This window comes from Mesorhizobium australicum WSM2073 (assembly GCF_000230995.2).
GTDB classification, from domain to species: Bacteria; Pseudomonadota; Alphaproteobacteria; order Rhizobiales; family Rhizobiaceae; genus Mesorhizobium; species Mesorhizobium australicum.
The window spans coordinates 1,955,958-1,974,163 of the sequence record NC_019973.1 but is presented as its reverse complement, the minus strand read 5'-3'; the positions used below and the strand labels follow the sequence as shown (position 1 = coordinate 1,974,163).

At 63.7% G+C, this 18,206-nt stretch carries 16 protein-coding genes; 14 read left to right on the top strand and 2 right to left on the bottom strand.

Annotated features, from left to right (window positions below; genetic code table 11):
• Positions 1-119 precede the first annotated feature (119 nt).
• The 14 genes from MESAU_RS09480 (at position 120) to MESAU_RS09415 (ending at position 16,366) form a co-directional block, all read left to right on the top strand.
• Positions 120-1,178 carry a LacI family DNA-binding transcriptional regulator gene (locus MESAU_RS09480; RefSeq protein WP_015315829.1) on the top strand — a complete coding sequence of 353 codons (1,059 nt, stop codon included), beginning with the start codon at positions 120-122 and terminating at the stop codon, positions 1,176-1,178.
• Positions 1,175-2,191 carry a Gfo/Idh/MocA family protein gene (locus tag MESAU_RS09475; RefSeq protein WP_015315828.1) on the top strand — a complete coding sequence of 339 codons (1,017 nt, stop codon included), beginning with the start codon at positions 1,175-1,177 and terminating at the stop codon, positions 2,189-2,191. Before MESAU_RS09480 ends, MESAU_RS09475 begins: the two co-directional genes overlap by 4 nt.
• The gene (locus MESAU_RS09470) at positions 2,188-3,789 is read left to right on the top strand and encodes an acyl CoA:acetate/3-ketoacid CoA transferase (protein ID WP_015315827.1); all 1,602 of its coding nucleotides are present in this window, start codon (positions 2,188-2,190) and stop codon (positions 3,787-3,789) included. Before MESAU_RS09475 ends, MESAU_RS09470 begins: the two co-directional genes overlap by 4 nt.
• A complete protein-coding gene (locus MESAU_RS09465) occupies positions 3,782-4,558 on the top strand; it encodes an enoyl-CoA hydratase/isomerase family protein (protein ID WP_015315826.1) in 777 nt (258 codons plus the stop codon). The genes MESAU_RS09470 and MESAU_RS09465 overlap by 8 nt, the downstream gene beginning before the upstream one ends.
• A gap of 17 nt (positions 4,559-4,575) precedes the next feature.
• On the top strand, positions 4,576-6,087 hold the full coding sequence (locus MESAU_RS09460) for an aldehyde dehydrogenase family protein (protein WP_015315825.1): 1,512 nt from the start codon (positions 4,576-4,578) through the stop codon (positions 6,085-6,087).
• A gap of 58 nt (positions 6,088-6,145) precedes the next feature.
• Positions 6,146-7,399, top strand: coding sequence for an ABC transporter substrate-binding protein (locus MESAU_RS09455; protein ID WP_015315824.1), 1,254 nt, complete (start codon positions 6,146-6,148; stop codon positions 7,397-7,399).
• 88 nt (positions 7,400-7,487) lie between these two features.
• Positions 7,488-8,438, top strand: a complete 951-nt coding sequence (locus tag MESAU_RS09450) for a carbohydrate ABC transporter permease (RefSeq protein ID WP_015315823.1) — start codon at positions 7,488-7,490, stop codon at positions 8,436-8,438.
• The gene (locus MESAU_RS09445; protein WP_015315822.1) at positions 8,435-9,376 is read left to right on the top strand and encodes a carbohydrate ABC transporter permease; all 942 of its coding nucleotides are present in this window, start codon (positions 8,435-8,437) and stop codon (positions 9,374-9,376) included. Before MESAU_RS09450 ends, MESAU_RS09445 begins: the two co-directional genes overlap by 4 nt.
• A gap of 4 nt (positions 9,377-9,380) precedes the next feature.
• Positions 9,381-10,496, top strand: a complete 1,116-nt coding sequence (locus MESAU_RS09440; protein ID WP_015315821.1) for an ABC transporter ATP-binding protein — start codon at positions 9,381-9,383, stop codon at positions 10,494-10,496.
• Positions 10,497-10,603: 107 nt separating this feature from the next.
• Positions 10,604-12,121, top strand: coding sequence for an FAD-dependent oxidoreductase (locus MESAU_RS09435; protein ID WP_015315820.1), 1,518 nt, complete (start codon positions 10,604-10,606; stop codon positions 12,119-12,121).
• A gap of 205 nt (positions 12,122-12,326) precedes the next feature.
• The gene (locus tag MESAU_RS30910) at positions 12,327-13,088 is read left to right on the top strand and encodes a 3-ketoacyl-ACP reductase (RefSeq protein ID WP_015315819.1); all 762 of its coding nucleotides are present in this window, start codon (positions 12,327-12,329) and stop codon (positions 13,086-13,088) included.
• A 12-nt stretch (positions 13,089-13,100) separates the two neighbouring features.
• A complete protein-coding gene (locus tag MESAU_RS09425; protein WP_015315818.1) occupies positions 13,101-14,729 on the top strand; it encodes a GMC family oxidoreductase in 1,629 nt (542 codons plus the stop codon).
• Positions 14,730-14,740: 11 nt separating this feature from the next.
• Positions 14,741-15,058, top strand: coding sequence for a Dabb family protein (locus tag MESAU_RS09420; RefSeq protein ID WP_015315817.1), 318 nt, complete (start codon positions 14,741-14,743; stop codon positions 15,056-15,058).
• 90 nt (positions 15,059-15,148) lie between these two features.
• Positions 15,149-16,366 carry an MFS transporter gene (locus tag MESAU_RS09415; protein WP_015315816.1) on the top strand — a complete coding sequence of 406 codons (1,218 nt, stop codon included), beginning with the start codon at positions 15,149-15,151 and terminating at the stop codon, positions 16,364-16,366.
• A gap of 4 nt (positions 16,367-16,370) precedes the next feature.
• On the opposite strand, the gene MESAU_RS09410 is transcribed toward MESAU_RS09415, so the two are convergent.
• Together MESAU_RS09410 and MESAU_RS09405 are read right to left on the bottom strand one after the other, a co-directional pair.
• Positions 16,371-17,216, bottom strand: a complete 846-nt coding sequence (locus tag MESAU_RS09410) for an EamA family transporter (protein ID WP_015315815.1) — start codon at positions 17,214-17,216, stop codon at positions 16,371-16,373.
• Positions 17,217-17,223: 7 nt separating this feature from the next.
• Entirely contained in the window at positions 17,224-18,132 is a 909-nt protein-coding gene (locus tag MESAU_RS09405) for an endonuclease/exonuclease/phosphatase family protein (RefSeq protein WP_015315814.1), read from the bottom strand.
• Positions 18,133-18,206 lie beyond the last annotated feature (74 nt).

The window sequence follows — 18,206 nt, the reverse complement described above, 5'->3', positions numbered from 1 at the left end:
TTGACCACATATGACCTGCTGCTCTTGCTAGAGAAAAATCCTGATTGACTCATCCTCGAAGCAAGGATTAGAACGTTCCAATAAATTCGATTGAAAAAACAACCGGGGAGGATATCTGGATGGCCAGCCGGCCGAAGGCGACGATCTTCGACATCGCCCGCGAAGCAGGCGTGTCCAAATCGACGGTGTCGCTCGTGCTCCAGGGCAGCGGCCTGATCCGCCCCGAAACCGCGGTCAAGGTGCGCAAGGCGATCGAGGATGTCGGCTATGTCTATAACCGCGGCGCCGCCAATCTGCGCAAGGCCCACTCCAACGTCATCGGCATGGTCATCAACGACCTGACCAATCCGTTCTTCGCCGAGATGGCGGTCGGCATGGAGCGGGTCTTCCAGTCGGCCGGCATCGTGCCCTTCATCGCCAACACTGCCGAAAATCCGGTGCGCCAGGAAGAAGTGCTGAAGTCTCTGATGGAACAGGGCGTCGCCGGGCTCATCGTTTCCCCGGCGCGCGGCACGACGCCAGGGGCGTTCCGGCGGCTGGAAATAGCCGGTCTGCCGATTGCCTTCGCCATGCGCCGGCTGCCTGAAAGCCGCATTCCGGTGATTGCTCCCGACAATCATCGGGGCGCCTATCTCGCGACTTCGCATCTCGTCGGCAAGGGGCATCGCCGCCTGGCCTTCTTCGGCGGTTCGTCCGACCTCGTCGTCTATCATGAGCGCCTGGGCGGCTTTCGCGAGGCCTGCGAGACGCTCGGCATCGACGCCCGCGATGCGCTTATCATCGAGGGCGAGACCAACCGCAAGGGCGGCATGGCCTGTCTGGAAACGTCGCTGGCAATGGCCGAGCCGCCGACCGCGGCGCTGTGCTTCAACGATGCCGTTGCCTTTGGCGTCATGCTGGCGCTGCGCAAGCGCGGACTTGAGCCGGGCGCGGATTTCGCTGTCGTCGGCTTCGACGATGTGGTCGAGGCCGAACATTATATGCCGCCGCTGACCAGCGTAGCGGTGGACTCCGCCGGTCTCGGCGAACGCGCGGCCCACGTCATGATCAAGATGATCCAGTCGCGCACCACGCGGGCCGAGGATCATGTCGGCGCCGTCAATCTCGTGGTCAGGGAAAGCTGCGGCCCGGATCGCCGCACGCAAAAAAGGCCCGTGGCAGCGGGAACCGCGACATGAGCGTCAAATGGGGGCTGATCGGCGCCAGCACGATCGCCCGGCAATTCATGATCGATGCCATTCGCGCTCAACCCGATGGCGAGATCGCGGCTGTCATGAGCTCCAGCGCGGAACGCGCCACGGCCTATGCAAGGGAAAATGGCATTCCAGCCGCCGTGTCGAATCTCGACGCCTTGCTCGGATCGGACATCGACGCCGTCTACATCTCCACCACCAATGAACTGCATTTCGAACAGGCGCTGGCCGCCGCCAAGGCGGGAAAGCATGTGCTGTGCGAGAAGCCGCTGGCGCTGACCAGCGATGACGCGCGCAAGATGGTCGCTTCGGCCAAGGAGGCTGGCATCGTGCTCGGTACCAATCATCATCTGCGCAATGCCGGCGCGCACCGTGCCATGCGCGACGCCGTTGCCGCGGGCCGCATCGGCAACCCCATTGCCGCGCGTGTCTTCCATTCCGTCTACCTGCCCGAAAACCTGCAGGGCTGGCGCATCGCCAGGCCCGAGGCGGGCGGCGGGGTGGTGCTCGACATCACCGTGCACGATGCAGACACGCTGCGCTTCGTGCTTGGCGACGATCCGGTCGAGGTTTCCGCTTTCACGCAATCCGCCGGCATGGCCGGGAGCGGGCTGGAAGATGGCGCCATGTGCGTCTGGCGCTTCAAATCGGGCCTTATTGCGCAATCGCATGAGGGGTTCACCACCAGGTTTGCCGACACCGGCTTCGAGGTGCACGGCTCGCAGGGCTCGCTCATCGCCCGCGATGTGATGACGCAGAAGCCGGCCGGCTCGGTCCTCCTGCGCACCGCCAGCGGCGAAGAACAGTTGAGCTTCGACCGCGAGGATCTATACGCCAGGTCGCTACGCGGGTTCCATGCCGCGGTCCGTGGCGAGGGCCAGCCTTCCGCCACCGGAGAAGACGGCATCTGGTCGCTCGCCGCGGCCGAGGCGGCATTGCAATCGGCGGCTTCCGGCAGGACCGTCAAGATCGACCCGAAACTCGGGAGCATGAATTGAGCAAGGTCGTCTCATCGGCGCAGGCCGCCAGCCTGATCAAGGACGGCATGGTCGTCTCGGTGTCCTCGTCGAGCGGCCTCGGCTGTCCAGACGCCGTGCTCGCCGCGATCGGCGAACGCTTCGATGGCGAGGGCCATCCGAAGGATATCACCACGCTGCACCCGATCGCCGCCGGCGACATGTATGGCATCAAGGGCATCGATCATCTGGCGAAGCCCGGCCTCTTGAAGCGTACGCTGTGCGGCTCCTATCCGTCAGGTCCCTCCTCCGCCGAGCCGCCGCAAATCTGGAAGATGATCGGCGACAATGCGGTTGCCGCCTATAACGTGCCGTCCGGCATCCTGTTCGACATGCACCGAGAGGCCGCCGCCAAGCGACCGGGCGTGCTGACCAAGGTCGGCCTCGACACTTTCGCCGACCCGCGCCACCAGGGCTGCGCCATGAACGCCGCCGCCGCCGAGCCGATCGTGTCGGTGCAGCAATTCGACGGCGAGGAATGGCTCTACTTCCGCGCCATCGTGCCGCAGGTCTCGATCATCCGTGCCACCACGGCTGACGAGCGCGGCAACCTTACCTACGAGCATGAGGGGGCCTATCTCGGCGGGCTGGAGCAGGCGCTCGCCGCCCGCAACAATGGCGGCATCGTCATCGCGCAGGTCAAACGCGTCGTCGAGAACGGCACGTTGAAGCCGCATGATGTGCGCGTGCCGGGCGTGCTGGTCGACCATATCGTCATTGCGCCGGATCAGTTGCAGACGACGCTGACGCCCTACGATCCCGCAATCTCCGGCGAGATCTTCCGGCCGCTGTCGAGCTTCCGCAATGCCGAGATGAATGTCCAAAAGGTGATCGCGCGCCGGGTCGCCATGGAGCTTCGCGACGGCATGGCCGTCAACATCGGCTTCGGCATTTCGGCCAACGTGCCGCGTATTCTTCTGGAAGAAGGCCAGCACGGCAAGGTCACCTGGCTGATCGAACAGGGCGCGGTCGGCGGCGTGCCGTTGCTCGACTTCAAGTTCGGCTGCGCCTCCAACGCCGAGGCGATCATGCCCTCGCCGCACCAGTTCATCTATTTCCAGGCCGGTGGCTTCGACGCTTCGCTGCTCTCCTTCCTGCAGATCGACCGCCACGGCTCGGTCAACGTGTCCAGGCTTTCGGCGCGGCCGCATGTCACCGCCGGCGCCGGCGGCTTCGTCGACATCACGTCACGGGCGAAGAAGATCGTTTTTTCCGGCTTCTTCAATGCCGGGGCAAAGCTGTCGCTCGCCAATGGCGGCATCCGCATCGACGCGGAAGGCAAGGTCAAGAAAGTCGTCGAGGAGGTCGAGCACATCTCCTTCTCCGGCAAGCGCGCCGTCGCGCAGGGACAGGACATCACCTATGTCACCGAGCGCTGCGTCATGAAGCTGACGCCCGATGGGCTGATGGTGACGGAACTGGCGCCGGGCATCGACCTCGAGCGCGATGTGCTGGCGCAGGCCGAGATCCCGCTCAACGTAGCCAACGACCTCAAGCTGACGCCGGCGGCGCTCTACCAGGATCGGCCGATTGGCCTGTCGCTGAATGGCGGCGCCTTGCTCGGAGGCGCGCATGGCTGAGCGTCTCGTCACCTTCGAGCAGGATGGCGCGATCGGCATTGTCACCTTGCGCCGTCCGGAAAAATTCAACGCGCTCGATATCCCGATGCTGCGCGCGCTGGAAGCGGCGCTGGACGAGGCGGAAAGCGCTCAGGATGTCCGCGTCGTCCTCATATGCGGCCAAGGCAAGGGGTTTTGCGCCGGCGGCGACGTCGAGGCCTGGGGGAGCATGAGCGCCGCCGATTTCCAGGTGCAATGGGTGCGCTACGGCCACCGTGTCTTCGACCGGCTGGCGCGGCTGCGGCAACCGACCATCGCCGTTCTGTCCGGCCACGCGCTCGGCGGCGGGCTGGAACTGGCTGTGGCTTGTGATTTCCGCGTCGCGGAAACGCAGGTGAAGCTCGGCTTCCCCGAGACCTCGATCGGCGTTGTTCCCGGCTGGTCCGGCACCCAGCGCGCGGTGCGTCGCTTCGGCGCCCAGACGGTGCGTCGCATGGCTGTCGGTGGCGAGATTTTTCTGGCGCCGGAAGCGCTTGCGCTAGGCGTCGTCGACCGCGTCGTCGAAACCGGCAAGGCCTCGGATGGAGCCAGGATCTGGGCTGAAAAAATCGCCGAACGCGGACCGCTGGCCACCGAAGCCGCCAAGCTGATGATTGCGGTGGCGGAAGGCGAGGAAAGCGCCGCTGCAACAGAAGCCTTGGCCAGCGGCTTCATCGCGCTCACCGGTGATCTCAAGGCCGGCGTCGGCTCCTTCAAGACCAAGCAGAAGCCCGTGTTTTCGCGTTCGTAGGACAGAGTGGAAATCACATGAATGCACCTCTGAAGATTCCCATGCCTGCCGAGGCCTCCGTGGCCCCCAAGGCATACAAGCTTCTGATCGACGGCAAGCATGTCGATGCCCGCGATGGCCGCATGCTGGAACGCAAGAGCCCCGGCCACGGCTTCATGGTTTCACACTATGCTCAGGCGGGTGCCGCCGAAGTGGAAGCCGCGGTGCAGGCGGCGCACAGGGCCTTCGAGACCGGCCCCTGGCCGCGCATGCAAGCGTCCGAACGCGCCGCGATCCTGCTTAAGGCCGCCGACCTGATCGAGATCCGGCTGGAAGACATCGCCCGGCTCGATGCGCTGGAATCCGGCAAGCCGATCGCCCAGGCGCGCGGCGAGATCGGCGGCGCCGTCGACATCTGGCGCTATGCCGCCTCACTGGCCCGAACGTTGCACGGCGAAAGCTACGCCAATCTTGGCGATGCCATGCTGGGCGTCGTCCTGCGTGAGCCGATCGGCGTCGTCTCGATCATCACGCCGTGGAATTTCCCATTCCTCATCGTCAGCCAGAAACTGCCTTTCGCGCTCGCCGCCGGCTGCACGGCCGTGGTCAAGCCAAGCGAAATGACGTCGGCCTCGACTTTCGTGCTTGGCGATATCCTGTTGGAAGCCGGCGTTCCCGCTGGAGTCGTCAACATCCTCGCAGGTCTCGGCGCCGATGTCGGCGCGCCGATGGTCAGCCATCCGCTGGTCGAGATGGTTTCGTTTACCGGTTCCACCCGCGTCGGCAAGATGACCATGGCTGCGGCCTCGAATTCCCTTAAGAGAGTTTCGATGGAACTCGGCGGCAAGAACGGCCAGATCGTCTTCCCCGATGCCGATCTTAAAGCCGCTGCCGATGCCGCGGTATTCGGCGGCTTCTTCAACGCCGGCGAGTGCTGCAATGCCGGCAGCCGGCTGATCGTGCATGAGGCGATCGCCGACGACTTCCTGGGCGCCGTGAAGGCATTGACCGCCAGGGTAACCGTGGGCGATCCGCTCGACGACCTAACCAAGGTCGGCGCGATGATTTCGTCAGACCATTTGGCCAAGGTGACCGATTACGTCGCGGCTGCCGCGAGCGAGGGCGGCAGTATCTACAGCGGCGGCGGGCAACGCCCTTCCAATGCCGGCCAATATCTCGATCCGACGATCTTACGCAACGTCACCGAAAACATGACGGTCGCGCGCGAGGAAGTGTTCGGGCCGGTGCTCTCGGTGCTGACTTTTGAATCGATTGAAAAGGCGTTGCGCATCGCCAACAACACGCCCTATGGTCTGTCGGCGGGTGTGTGGAGCGCCAGCATCGACACCTGCATGTCGGTGGCGCGGGGCGTGCGTTCGGGGACTGTCTGGGTGAACACGTTCATGGAAGGTTATCCAGAACTGCCGTTCGGCGGCTACAAGCAGTCGGGCTTGGGCCGCGAACTCGGCAAGCGCGCTGTTGAGGACTATACCGAGGAAAAGACAATCCAGTTTCATCGCGGCCAGCGCACCGGTTGGTGGGTCGGCTGAGTTGGGAAGAACCCGGTGGGCTGCCACCGGTCGTGTAATGCAACAAGGGAGGAAGTACATGTTGCGCAAACTGCTTATCGGAACGGCGCTCGCTTCGGGCCTGGCTTTCGCGGCCCATGCCGAGGACGTCAAGGAAGTGCAGATGCTGCATTGGTGGACGTCGGGCGGCGAAGCAGCTGCTCTCAACGTGCTCAAGGGCGATCTGGCCAAGGAAGGCTATGCCTGGAAGGACGTTCCCGTGGCCGGCGGCGGCGGCGATGCCGCCATGACCGCGCTGAAGGCGATGGTCGCGGCCGGCAACTATCCGACCGCCTCGCAGATGCTCGGCTACACCGTGCTCGACTATGCCGCTGCCGGCGTGATGGGCGACCTCACCGAGACGGCGAAGAAGGAAGGCTGGGACAAGTCGGTTCCGGCCGCGCTGCAGAAGTTCTCCGTCTATGACGGCAAGTGGGTTGCCGCTCCGGTCAACGTCCACTCCGTCAACTGGCTGTGGATCAACAAGGCGGTGATGGACAAGATCGGCGGCACCGAGCCGAAGACTTTCGATGATTTCATCGCCCTGCTCGACAAGGCCAAGGCGGCCGGGGTCACCCCGCTCGCGCTTGGTGGCCAGAACTGGCAAGAAGCGACCATGTTCGATTCCGTCGTGCTGTCGACCGGCGGACCTGAGTTCTACAAGAAGGCGATGAACGACCTCGACGACGCGTCGCTCAAGTCCGACACGATGAAGAAGTCGTTCGACAATCTGGCCAAGCTCGTCACCTATGTCGACCCGAACTTCTCTGGCCGCGACTGGAACCTGGCCACCGCCATGGTCATCAAGGGCGATGCGCTGGTGCAGGTCATGGGCGACTGGGCCAAGGGCGAGTTCCACGCCGCCAACAAGACACCGGGTACGGACTTCCTCTGCTATCGCTTCCCGGGCACCGACGGCTCGGTGATCTACAACTCCGACATGTTCGGCATGTTCAACGTTCCGGACGACCGCAAGGCCGCCCAGATCGCTCTGGCCACCGCCACCTTGTCGAAGAGCTTCCAGTCGGCCTTCAACGTCGTCAAGGGTTCGGTTCCGGCCCGCACCGACGTGCCTGACACCGACTTCGACGCTTGCGGCAAGAAGGGTATCGCCGACCTGAAGAAGGCCAATGAAGGCGGCACGCTGTTCGGCTCGCTGGCCCAGGGCTATGGCGCGCCTCCGGCTGTCGCCAATGCCTACAAGGACGTCGTCTCGAAGTTCGTCCACGGTCAGATCAAGACCTCGGACGAAGCCGTGACCGAACTGGTCAAGGCGATCGACGACGCCAAGTAAGCGCCGGCCACAAACACCTTCCCCGCTCCGGCGGGGAAGGTTTCCGGTCCGTGAGGCCGATCGGCCGGATGCCGACGGGAGGAACCCCATGAGCAGTGTAGCGACAACCCAGATCAAGCTGACGCCGGAGCGGTCGCGCACCTCGGTGCGCTCGCGCCTGCAGGATGCCTTGCCCAAGATCGTGCTGGCGCCGAGCTTCGCCATCACCATCGTCTTCGTCTACGGCTTCATCCTGTGGACGATCTATCTGTCCTTCACCAACTCCAAGACCTTCCCGTCCTATGCCATAACAGGCGCACGCGCCTATCAGCGATTGTGGGGCTGGACCTTCGACACCGACCCGCCATCGAGCTGGTACACGTCGATCACCAATATGGGCATTTTCGGCTTTCTCTACATCTTGATCTGCCTGGCGCTCGGCCTGTTCCTGGCCATCCTGCTCGATCAGAAGATTCGCGGCGAAGGCGTTTTGCGCCCCATCTACCTCTATCCGATGGCGCTCTCCTTCATCGTCACCGGCGTTGCCTGGAAATGGTTCCTCGACCCCGGCCTCGGTCTTGAACAGACGCTGCATCAATGGGGCTGGACGAGCTTCCATTTCGACTGGATCAAGAACAAGGATTTCGTCATCTACACCGTGGTCATCGCCGGCGTCTGGCAGGCCTCCGGCTTCATCATGGCGATGTTCCTGGCCGGCCTGCGCGGTATTGACGGCGAGATCATGAAGGCGGCGCAGATCGACGGCGCCACCACCTTCCAGCTCTATCGCCGCATCGTCATTCCGCTCTTGCGGCCGATCTTCCTGTCGGCCTTCATCGTGCTCGCGCACCTAGCCATCAAATCCTACGACCTGGTCGTGGCACTGACCAGCGGCGGCCCCGGCGGCTCGGCCTGGCTGCCGTCCAACTTCATGTATGAATACACCTTCAAGCGCAACGAAATGGCGGTCGGTTCGGCAAGCGCCGTGATCATGCTGATGACCATCGTCGCCATCATCGTGCCCTATCTCTATTCGGAACTCAGGGAGAAGTCGCGATGAGCGCCGCGACCACTCCCGCTCGCCAGGCCAGCGGCATGAACGTCAAGATCGTCAACCGCATCGTCATCTACGGGCTTCTGGCGCTGTTCGCGCTGTTCTACCTGATGCCGCTGTTCGTCATGCTGGTGACCTCGTTCAAGACCATGGACGAGATCCAGAACGGCAACATGCTGGCGCTGCCAAAGGCGCCGACCTTCGACCCCTGGCTGAAGGCCTGGGGTGAGACCTGCGTAGGCCTCACCTGCGCCGGCATCAAGGGCTATTTCTGGAACTCCATAAAGATGGTGGTTCCGGCCGTGCTGATCTCGACCATGCTCGGTGCGCTCAATGGCTACGTGCTGACCAAATGGCGTTTTCGCGGCGCGACCCTGGTATTCGGGCTGATGCTGTTTGCCTGCTTCATCCCGTTCCAGTCGGTACTGCTGCCGATGGCGACGATCCTGGGCAGCCTCGGCCGGTTCGGCGTGACGCTGCAGAACACGGTCGGAACCAGCTTCGGCCTCGGCAACCCGACGGTGAACCTGGTGTTCGTCCACGTCGTCTACGGCATCGGCTTCACCACGCTGTTCTTCCGCAACTATTACGAGGCGTTCCCGACCGAACTGGTCAAGGCCGCGCAGGTCGACGGCGCCTCTTTCTTCCAGATCTTTCGGCGCATCATGCTGCCGAATTCGATGCCGATCTTCGTCGTCACCGTCATCTATCAGTTCACGAACATCTGGAACGACTTCCTGTTCGCCTCCGCCTATGCCGGCACCGGCGACGCCATGCCGATGACGGTGGCGCTCAACAACGTCGTCAACACCTCGACAGGCGTCGTCGAATACAACGTCAACATGGCGGCCGCGATGATCGCGGCACTGCCCACCCTTCTCGTCTACGTGCTCGCCGGCCGCTATTTCGTGCGTGGCCTGATGGCGGGCGCGGTCAAAGGATAACCCAATGGCTTTTCTGGAAATTGATGGTCTGAGGAAGCGTTTCGGCCAGGTCGAGATCCTGAAGGGGATCAATCTCGAACTGGAAAAGGGCGGCTTCCTGGTGCTGGTCGGTCCTTCCGGCTGCGGCAAGTCCACCTTGCTCAACACCATCGCCGGACTGGAGACGATCACCTCCGGCGATATCCGCGTCGATGGCCGCACCATCACAGATCTGCACCCGTCCAAGCGCGACATCGCCATGGTGTTTCAGAGCTACGCGCTCTACCCGAACATGACGGTCGCCGGGAACATCTCCTTCGGCATGGAGATGCGCGGCGTGCCGGCCGACGAACGCCAAAAGGCGATCGACAAGGTGGCCAAGGTGCTGCAGATCGGCCATCTGCTGAACCGCAAGCCAAGCCAGCTTTCGGGCGGCCAGCGCCAGCGCGTCGCCATGGGCCGGGCGCTGGTGCGCGACCCCAAGCTGTTCCTGTTCGACGAGCCGCTGTCCAACCTCGACGCCAAGCTGCGCGTCGACATGCGCATCGAGATCAAGCGCCTGCATGCCACCACCGGCACAACCATCGTCTATGTCACCCACGACCAGATCGAGGCGATGACGCTGGCGACCAAGATCGCCGTCATGCGCGATGGCGAGGTGCAGCAATTCGGCACGCCGGCCGAGATCTATAACAACCCCAGCAATGTCTTCGTCGCCGACTTCATGGGTTCGCCGGCGATGAACCTGATCCCGGCGACCATCGACGGCAATGGCGGCGACCTGGCCGTCGTGCTCGATCGCGAGGCACGCCAGCCGATCACTCTGCCGATGGCCAATGCCCCCGCCGGATTGTCGGCGTTCAAGGGCAAGCCGGTCATCTTCGGCGTTCGTCCGGAGGCGCTCACCGATCCGGAAGGCGCCGAGCGCAACGCCTCGCAAATCGCCACCGCCGATTGCCATATCGAGGTTGTGGAGCCGGCCGGTTCCGATACCTTCGCCGTCACCAACCTCGGCGGTAAAGGCGTGGTGGCGCGGCTGCGCGCAGATGCCAACATCCAGCCCGGCACCAACACGCCGCTCGCCTTCAACCTGACCAAGGCGGTGTTCTTCGATCCGGCGACCCAGAGCCGTATTCGCTAATGCGCGTCGCCCAAAAGTGGGTCCGGTTTTGGGGCAACGACATGCATCAAGACAATAGACCTAAAGCGCGTCGCATGTGTCCATTCAAAAGCGGCGCGCTTTAGGCCATGACAAACCCGGATATCGTCATCATCGGCTCCGGCATCGGCGGCGCCACGATCGCCTCCGGCTTAGCCGGCAGTGGCGCCTCGATCCTGATACTGGAACGCGGTGAGCCGTTGCCGGCAACGCCGCATGCGCGCGACACGCGCTCGATCTTCGTCGACGGCCATTACCGGCCGAAGGAGATGTGGCGCGAGGCCGGTGGCGCGTCCTTCAATCCGGGCAATTACTACTATGTCGGCGGCAATTCGAAATTCTTCGGCGCGGTGCTGATCCGCTACCGCAAAGAGGATTTCTCCGCCATGGAGCACTTCGGCGGCGTCTCGCCGCCCTGGCCGTTTTCCTATGACGAATTCGAGCCTTGGTATTCCAGGGCAGAGCAGCTTTTTCGCGTCCGCGGCGCGCTTGGCGAAGACCCGACCGAGCCGTTCCACTCGGTCCCCTATGCCTATAAGCCTGTGCCCGACGAGGCGCCGATCGCCCGTGCCCGAGCCGAGCTCAAGCGGCTGGGCCTGCATCCGGCCTCGCTGCCGCTCGGCGTCGACATCGACACCTGGCTCAGAGAAGGCAGGACCGGCTGGGACGCTTTTCCGAACACTGGCCAGGGAAAGATGGACGCCCAGACCGCACCGCTGGCGGCGGCACTGAACGATCCTAACATCAAGCTCGAAACCGGCGCCCATGTCGAATATCTCGAGACTGCTCCGGACGGTAAAACCGTATCAGCGGTTCATTACCGCCAGAGCGGCGAGCTGAAAAAGCTGTCGCCAAAACTGGTCATCCTGTCGGCCGGCGCGGTCAATTCAGCGGTCATCCTGCTGCGCTCGCCCTCACCCAGCAATGGCAAGGGGGGCGGCAAGGGCCTGGCCAACCGCTCCGACCAGGTCGGCCGCAACTTCATGAACCACAATTCGAGCGCCATGCTGGCGATCGATCCGCGCCGCCGGAACGATGCCGTCTACCAGAAGACGCTGATGCTCAACGATTATTACCTCTCCGACGGCAAGGGCGGCAAACCGCTCGGCAATGTCCAGCTTCTCGGCAAGATCGACGGCAACATGCTCAAGGCCAATGTGAAACGAGTGCCGAAATTCGCGCTCGATTTCATGGCCGGCCATGCGGTCGACTGGTACCTGATGTGCGAGGACCTGCCAGATCCCGAAAGCCGCATCATGGCCGACGGCAAGGACATCGTCATGCAATGGCGGCGCTCCAACATGCAGTCGCTCGACGGGCTGACCAAGGTGATGCGCGAGAATTTTCGCGCCTGCGGTTATCCCCTGGTGCTGTCGCGCCCTTTCGACAAACGCACGCCCTCGCACCAGTGCGGCACGGTGAAAATCGGAGAGGATCCGGCGACGTCGCCGCTCGATCCGTTGTGCCGTGCCTTCGATCACCGGAACCTGTTCGTCGTCGACGCCGGTTTTCTGCCGAACTCGGCCGCCGTGAACCCGGCGCTGTCGATCGCCGCCCAGGCGCTGCGCGTCGCCGAGCACATCCGCAAGACGGACCTCGCCGCATGATCGGTCAGCGCCGCCCCTCATCCGCCTGCCGGCACCTTCTCCCCGTAAACGGGGAGAAGCACGCTGGCCGCAATCTCGGCGCTTTTTCTGCAATGCTGGCGCATGGTGAAGCAGGCGATAACAGCGTCCTTCTCCCCGTCACTATACGGGGAGAAGTGCCCGGCAGGGCGATGAGGGGCGGCGCTGACATAAGGATGAGTATCCGATGACCCGCCCCGCAGCCATCGTCACCGGCGGCGCGCGCGGAATTGGTCTTGCCTGCGCTCAGGCACTCGCTGATGCCGGCTTTGACATCCTTGTCGCCGATGTTGCCGCGAAACCCGCTGACGAGCTTGCGCAAGACGTCGCCAAACGCGGCGCCAAATTCGCCTATGTCAGCTGCGACATCGCCGATCTTTCCAGCCACGCCGCCTTGGTCGAAACCGCCATGCGCGCATTCGGCCGCATAGACTGCCTGGTCAACAATGCCGGCGTCGGCGCCGTGGTGCGGGGCGACCTGCTGGACCTCAAACCCGACAATTTCGACCGCGCGATCGGCGTCAACCTGCGGGGCACCGTCTTTCTCAGCCAGGCGGTCGCCAAGGCGATGCTCCGCCAGCCCAGCGATGAAGCGAAATCGATCATCACCATCACCTCGGTCAGCGCCGAGATGGCCTCGCCGGAACGCTCCGAATATTGCATATCGAAGGCAGGGCTTTCGATGTGGGTGAAGAATCTGGCGCTCAGGCTCGCCCCGGAAAACATCGGCGTGTTCGAGCTGCGGCCGGGCATTATCCGCACCGACATGACGGCGGGCGTGACCGCCAAATACGACGCTTTGATAGACAGCGGCCTGGTGCCGGCGAAACGCTGGGGCGAAGTTTCCGACATCGGCGCCATGGTGGCCGCGCTCGCTGCCGGGAGACTGGGCTTTTCGACCGGTTCGATCATCAATGTCGACGGCGCGCTTTCCGTGCCTCGGCTGTGAGTGGATGAGACAATGACCGACTACATCATCGTGGGCGCCGGCCCTGCCGGCTGCGTGCTGGCCAACCGGCTGAGCGAGGATCCCTCCAACTCCGTGCTGCTGCTCGAAGCCGGTGGCAAGGATTGGCATCCCTATATCCACATGCCGGCGGGCTTTGCCAAGATGACCAAGGGCATTGCGTCCTGGGGCTGGTCGACGGTGCCGCAGAGAAACATGAACGACCGCGTCTTCTGGTACACGCAGGCCAAGGTGGTCGGCGGCGGCTCCTCAATCAACGCCCAGATCTACACGCGCGGTAATGCGCGCGACTACGACGCCTGGGAGAAGGAGGAAGGGCTGGCCGGCTGGGGCTACCGCGACGTGCTGCCCTATTTCAAACGGGCCGAAAACAACCAGCGCTACGCCAACGACTTCCACGGCGACCAGGGCCCGCTCGGCGTGTCGAACCCGATTGCGCCGTTGCCGATCTGCGAAGCCTATTTCCGCGCCGGCCAGGAGATGGGCATTCCCTTCAATCCGGATTTCAACGGCGCTGCCCAAGAAGGCGTCGGCTACTACCAGTTGACCCAGAAGGATGCCCGGCGCTCCTCCGCCTCGGTCGCCTATCTCAGGCCGATCCGCGCTCGCAAGAACCTCACCGTCAGGACCGACGTGCTGGTCACCCGCATCGTCGTCGAGAACGGCCGCGCCATCGGCGTCGAGGTGGTCGACAGGCCGGGCGGCGAGACAAAAATCCTGCGCGCCGACCGCGAGGTGATCGTCTCGTCCGGCGCCATCGGTTCGCCTAAGCTTTTGATGCAGTCGGGCATCGGCCCGGCCGACCATCTGAAATCGGTCGGCGTCACGCCGGTGCACGATCTGCCCGGCGTCGGCTCCAACATGCAGGACCATCTCGACCTGTTCGTCATCGCCGAATGCACCGGCGACCACACCTACGACAATTACGCCAAGCTGCACCGCACGGCCTGGGCTGGCCTGCAATATCTGCTGTTGAAGAAGGGGCCGGTGGCGTCCAGCCTGTTCGAGACCGGCGGCTTCTGGTACGCCGACCCGACCGCCGCCTCGCCCGATATCCAGTTCCATCTGGGCCTCGGCTCCGGCATCGAGGCTGGCGTCGAGAAGCTGAAAAACCCGGGCGTCACCTTGAACTCGGCCTTCCTGCGCCCGCGCTCGCGCGGCACGGTGCGGCTGAAAAGCGCTGATCCCTCCGACCACCCGCTGATCGACCCCAACTACTGGTCCGATCCCTATGACCGCGACATGTCGCTGAGAGGGCTGCGGCTGGCGCGCGAGATCATGCGGCAGAAGGCGCTTGCCCCTTACGTGCTGCGCGAGGTGCTGCCCGGCCCGTCGCTCGCCAGCGACGATGAGCTGATCGACTATGCCTGCCGCACCTCCAAGACCGATCACCATCCTGTCGGCACCTGCCGCATGGGCCATGATGAGATGGCGGTGGTGACGCCGGACCTGAGACTGCGCGGCATCGAGGGCCTGCGCGTCTGCGACGCCTCGGTGATGCCCCGCGTGCCTTCCTCCAACACCAATGCGCCGACGATCATGGTCGGCGAAAAGGGTGCCGACCTGATCCTCGGCCGCGAGCCGCTGCCGCCGGCAGTGTTTTCCGGCAATCGTGCTGCATAGGGAGTGGTAAAATGATCAGGCACTGCGTTTTCGCCAGATTTCGCAGCGATGTGTCGTCGACCGAGCGCACGGCCATCCACGCCGGCCTCGAGGCGTTGCGACAGGTGGTCGAAGGCATGGACACCGTCCAGTTCAGCACCAATGTCAGCCCAGAGCCTTTCGCGCGCGGGTTCACCTATGGCTTCACCATCGATTTCCGCGATGCCGCGGCGCGCGACGCCTATCTCGTCCATGAGGCGCATCAGCGTGCCGGCGCTCGCCTGGTCGCGGCTCTCGAAGGCGGCGCGGACGGATTGATGGTCTTCGATCTCGATCTTACGAAAAAGTGACCGCCGGCCTTTCGAAAGCCGGCCGATCGCTGTTCTCTTTTGCCGACAGGGCGACATATCGTTCCTTTGGGGGATGCAAAGGAGGACGCCTTGAACCTCACTACCGAGCAGAAGAAAACCGTCCTGGCCTCATTCCTGGGCTGGACGCTCGATGCTTTTGATTTCTTCCTTCTGACATTCCTGCTCACCGATATTGCGACTGAATTCCAGACGGATGTCCCGGCAGTCTCAAAGGCACTGTTCCTGACCTTGGCCACGCGCTTCATCGGCGCGTTCTTCTTTGGCATGCTAGCCGACAAATACGGGCGCAAGCCCATTCTCATGCTCAACATCGTCAGCTATTCGGTGATCGGGGCGCTCGCCGCCTTCTCGCCCAATCTCGGCATCTTCCTGGCGCTGCGCGCGCTGTTCGGCATCGCCATGGGCGGCGAATGGGGCCTCGGCAGCTCGCTTGCCATGGAATCCGTCCCGCCGAGCGCCCGCGGTATTGTCTCGGGCATCCTGCAATGCGGCTATCCGGCCGGCTACCTGCTGGCGGCGGTGGTCTATGGCCTGCTCTACCAGCAGACGATCGGCGGCTACACGATCGGCTGGCGCGCCATGTTCCTGCTCTCCTTCGTCCCGGCGCTGGTCGTCCTGTTCATCCGCTCGCATGTGCCGGAATCTCCTGCCTTCGTCGAGGCACAGAAAACCGCTCGACCGGGGATGCTGGAGACCTTGCAGAAGCACTGGGGCGTCGCGCTCTATGCCGTCGTGCTGATGATGTTCTTCAACTTCTTCAGCCATGGCACGCAGGATCTCTATCCGACCTTCCTGAAGAAGCAGCACGGCTTCGATCCGCATACGGTGAGTTGGATCACCATCGTTGCCAACATCGGCGCCATCGTCGGCGGCCTGGCATTCGGTGCGCTGTCGGAGAAGATCGGCCGCGTCAACGCCATTACACTCGCCTGCATCATCGCCCTGCCGGCGATCCCGCTATGGGCCTACAGTTCAACGCCGTTCATGCTGGCCATCGGCGCCTTCGTCATGCAGGTCGCGGTCCAGGGCGCCTGGGGCGTCATCCCGGTCCACCTCAACGAGCTTTCTCCCGGTGCGGTGCGCGCCACCTTGCCCGGCTTCATCTACCAGGCCGGCAATCTCGCCGCTTCCTATGGCGGTCCATATCAGGCCGGGATCGCCGAAGCCCCCGGCGGCAGCTATGGCTATGCGCTGGCGCTTTTTGCCGGCGTGGTCGCCGTCTGCATCATCGTCGTCATCCGCTTCAGTCCGGAGCGGCGCGGCCAGGTAATGACGGTGCTCGGCTGAGAGGTCAACCCATCCTCAACGCGATGACGCCCGCAACAATGCTGAGCGCGGCGGCGCCGCGCCAGCCTGTCATCTTTTCGCCGAGGGCGTAGACCGAGATCATCATGGCAAACAGGATCGAGGTCTCGCGCAGCGACGCCACCGAGGCGATCGGCGCCTTGGTCATCGCCCACATGACGATCCAGTAGGCGGCGCCGGAAAGCACACCGGTGAACAGTCCCGTTTTCCAGTCGCGCGCCAGAACGGGCAGCGCCTTGGGCCCTCGGAAAACGAGGCACAGCACCAGCGCCCCAAATGCATCGCAGATGAACAGCCAGGCGGCATAGCTCTGCGCCGTTGCCGCCAGCCGCGCGCCGCTGCCGTCGGACAGCGTGTAGCTGGCGATGAAGATCGACGTGCCCAGCGCATAGCCGACCGCGCGCAGATTCAGCTTCTCCAGATGCGCGCCCCCGCGAAACGACATCACCAGCGTGCCGGCCGACAACAGCAGGATGCCAAGGATGGCAAGCGGCGCCGGCACTTCGGCGACGACGAACATGCCGCCAATCGCGGCCAGCAGGGGTGCCGTGCCACGCGCCAGCGGGTAGGTCTGGGCGAAATCGCCGGCCTGGTAGGCGCCGATCAGGAAGGTGCGATAACCCATGTGGAAGATCACCGAAGCGATGATGTAGGGCCAGACCTCCGCCTTCGGCATCTCGACGAATGGCAGCACGACGATGGCAGCAGTGCCCATGCCGAGCGTCATCAGCGTGATCGACAGAAAACGGTCGAGATGCACCTTGACCAGTGCGTTCCAGATCGCGTGCATGGCGGCCGCGGCAAGCACCGCGAAGAAGACGAAAAGCGTCATGGGGAGCTCATCGACCTCCCAAGCCGAAGGGCGTCTCGAGATCGATGTCGACCCGGACCGGGAAGTGGTCGGAAGCCACCTCGCCCATGTCTGATCCAACCGAACGCACACGCCCGGCCAACATGCCGCCGACGAAGCAATGGTCAAGCCGGCGCTTTGCCAGCCTGCCGTCGATGATCTTCTCATGCGTATGGAAATCCGCCACCGGCTCGCTGGCGACAGAAGCGGCATCGACGAAGCCGTCGAGATAGGCAGCGCCCCGATGATAGGGCGTGCTGCCGACAATGCGGCGATATTCGGCGCTGCCGGGTTCCATGTTGAAATCGCCCATCCAGATCGTCGCCAGCGGATTTTCCGGCTCGACTTCCCCATGTGTCCAGTTACGCGAAGGTTCATCGTCCGCTCCGCTCCACGGTCCGCCTTCCGATGGTGCCCGGCGATGCTCGGCCATGAGATAATCGATCTGCTCCAGCCGCTCTTCCGCCGCGATGTGCGCGAGATGCAGCGACAGCACCCTGACCGGCCCGGCCGGCGTGCGGATCATGCATTCGAGGGCGGCGTTGCGGGTGTTGAGCGGCCGCAGCGTGCGGCGCATCGGCAGCGCGTGCAGTCGCGACCAGACGATCGGCAGCTTCGACATAACCATGGTGCCGAACTGCCGGCGGCGATTGACCAGGCGGCCGTCGCGCAGCTCGCTGGCATCCATGTCGAAGGCTGGGCCGTAGACCCAGTGATACCCAGGCAGCAATTGGGAAAGCCGCTCCGGCTGGTCGTCGAAATCGCTGCGTTGCCAGTGCCGCTCGACCTCCTGCAAGGCGATGATGTCGGCGCCAGCGACAAGGCGTGCCGCACGCGAAAGATCGTAGCGCCCGTCGCTGCCGAATCCGTACTGGATGTTGTAGCTGACCAGCTTCATTGCTTATCCGGCTCACTTTTCGGTGTTGGCAGTAACGGTTCGGCCGATCGCTTGCAATGTGCAGGAGGACGGAC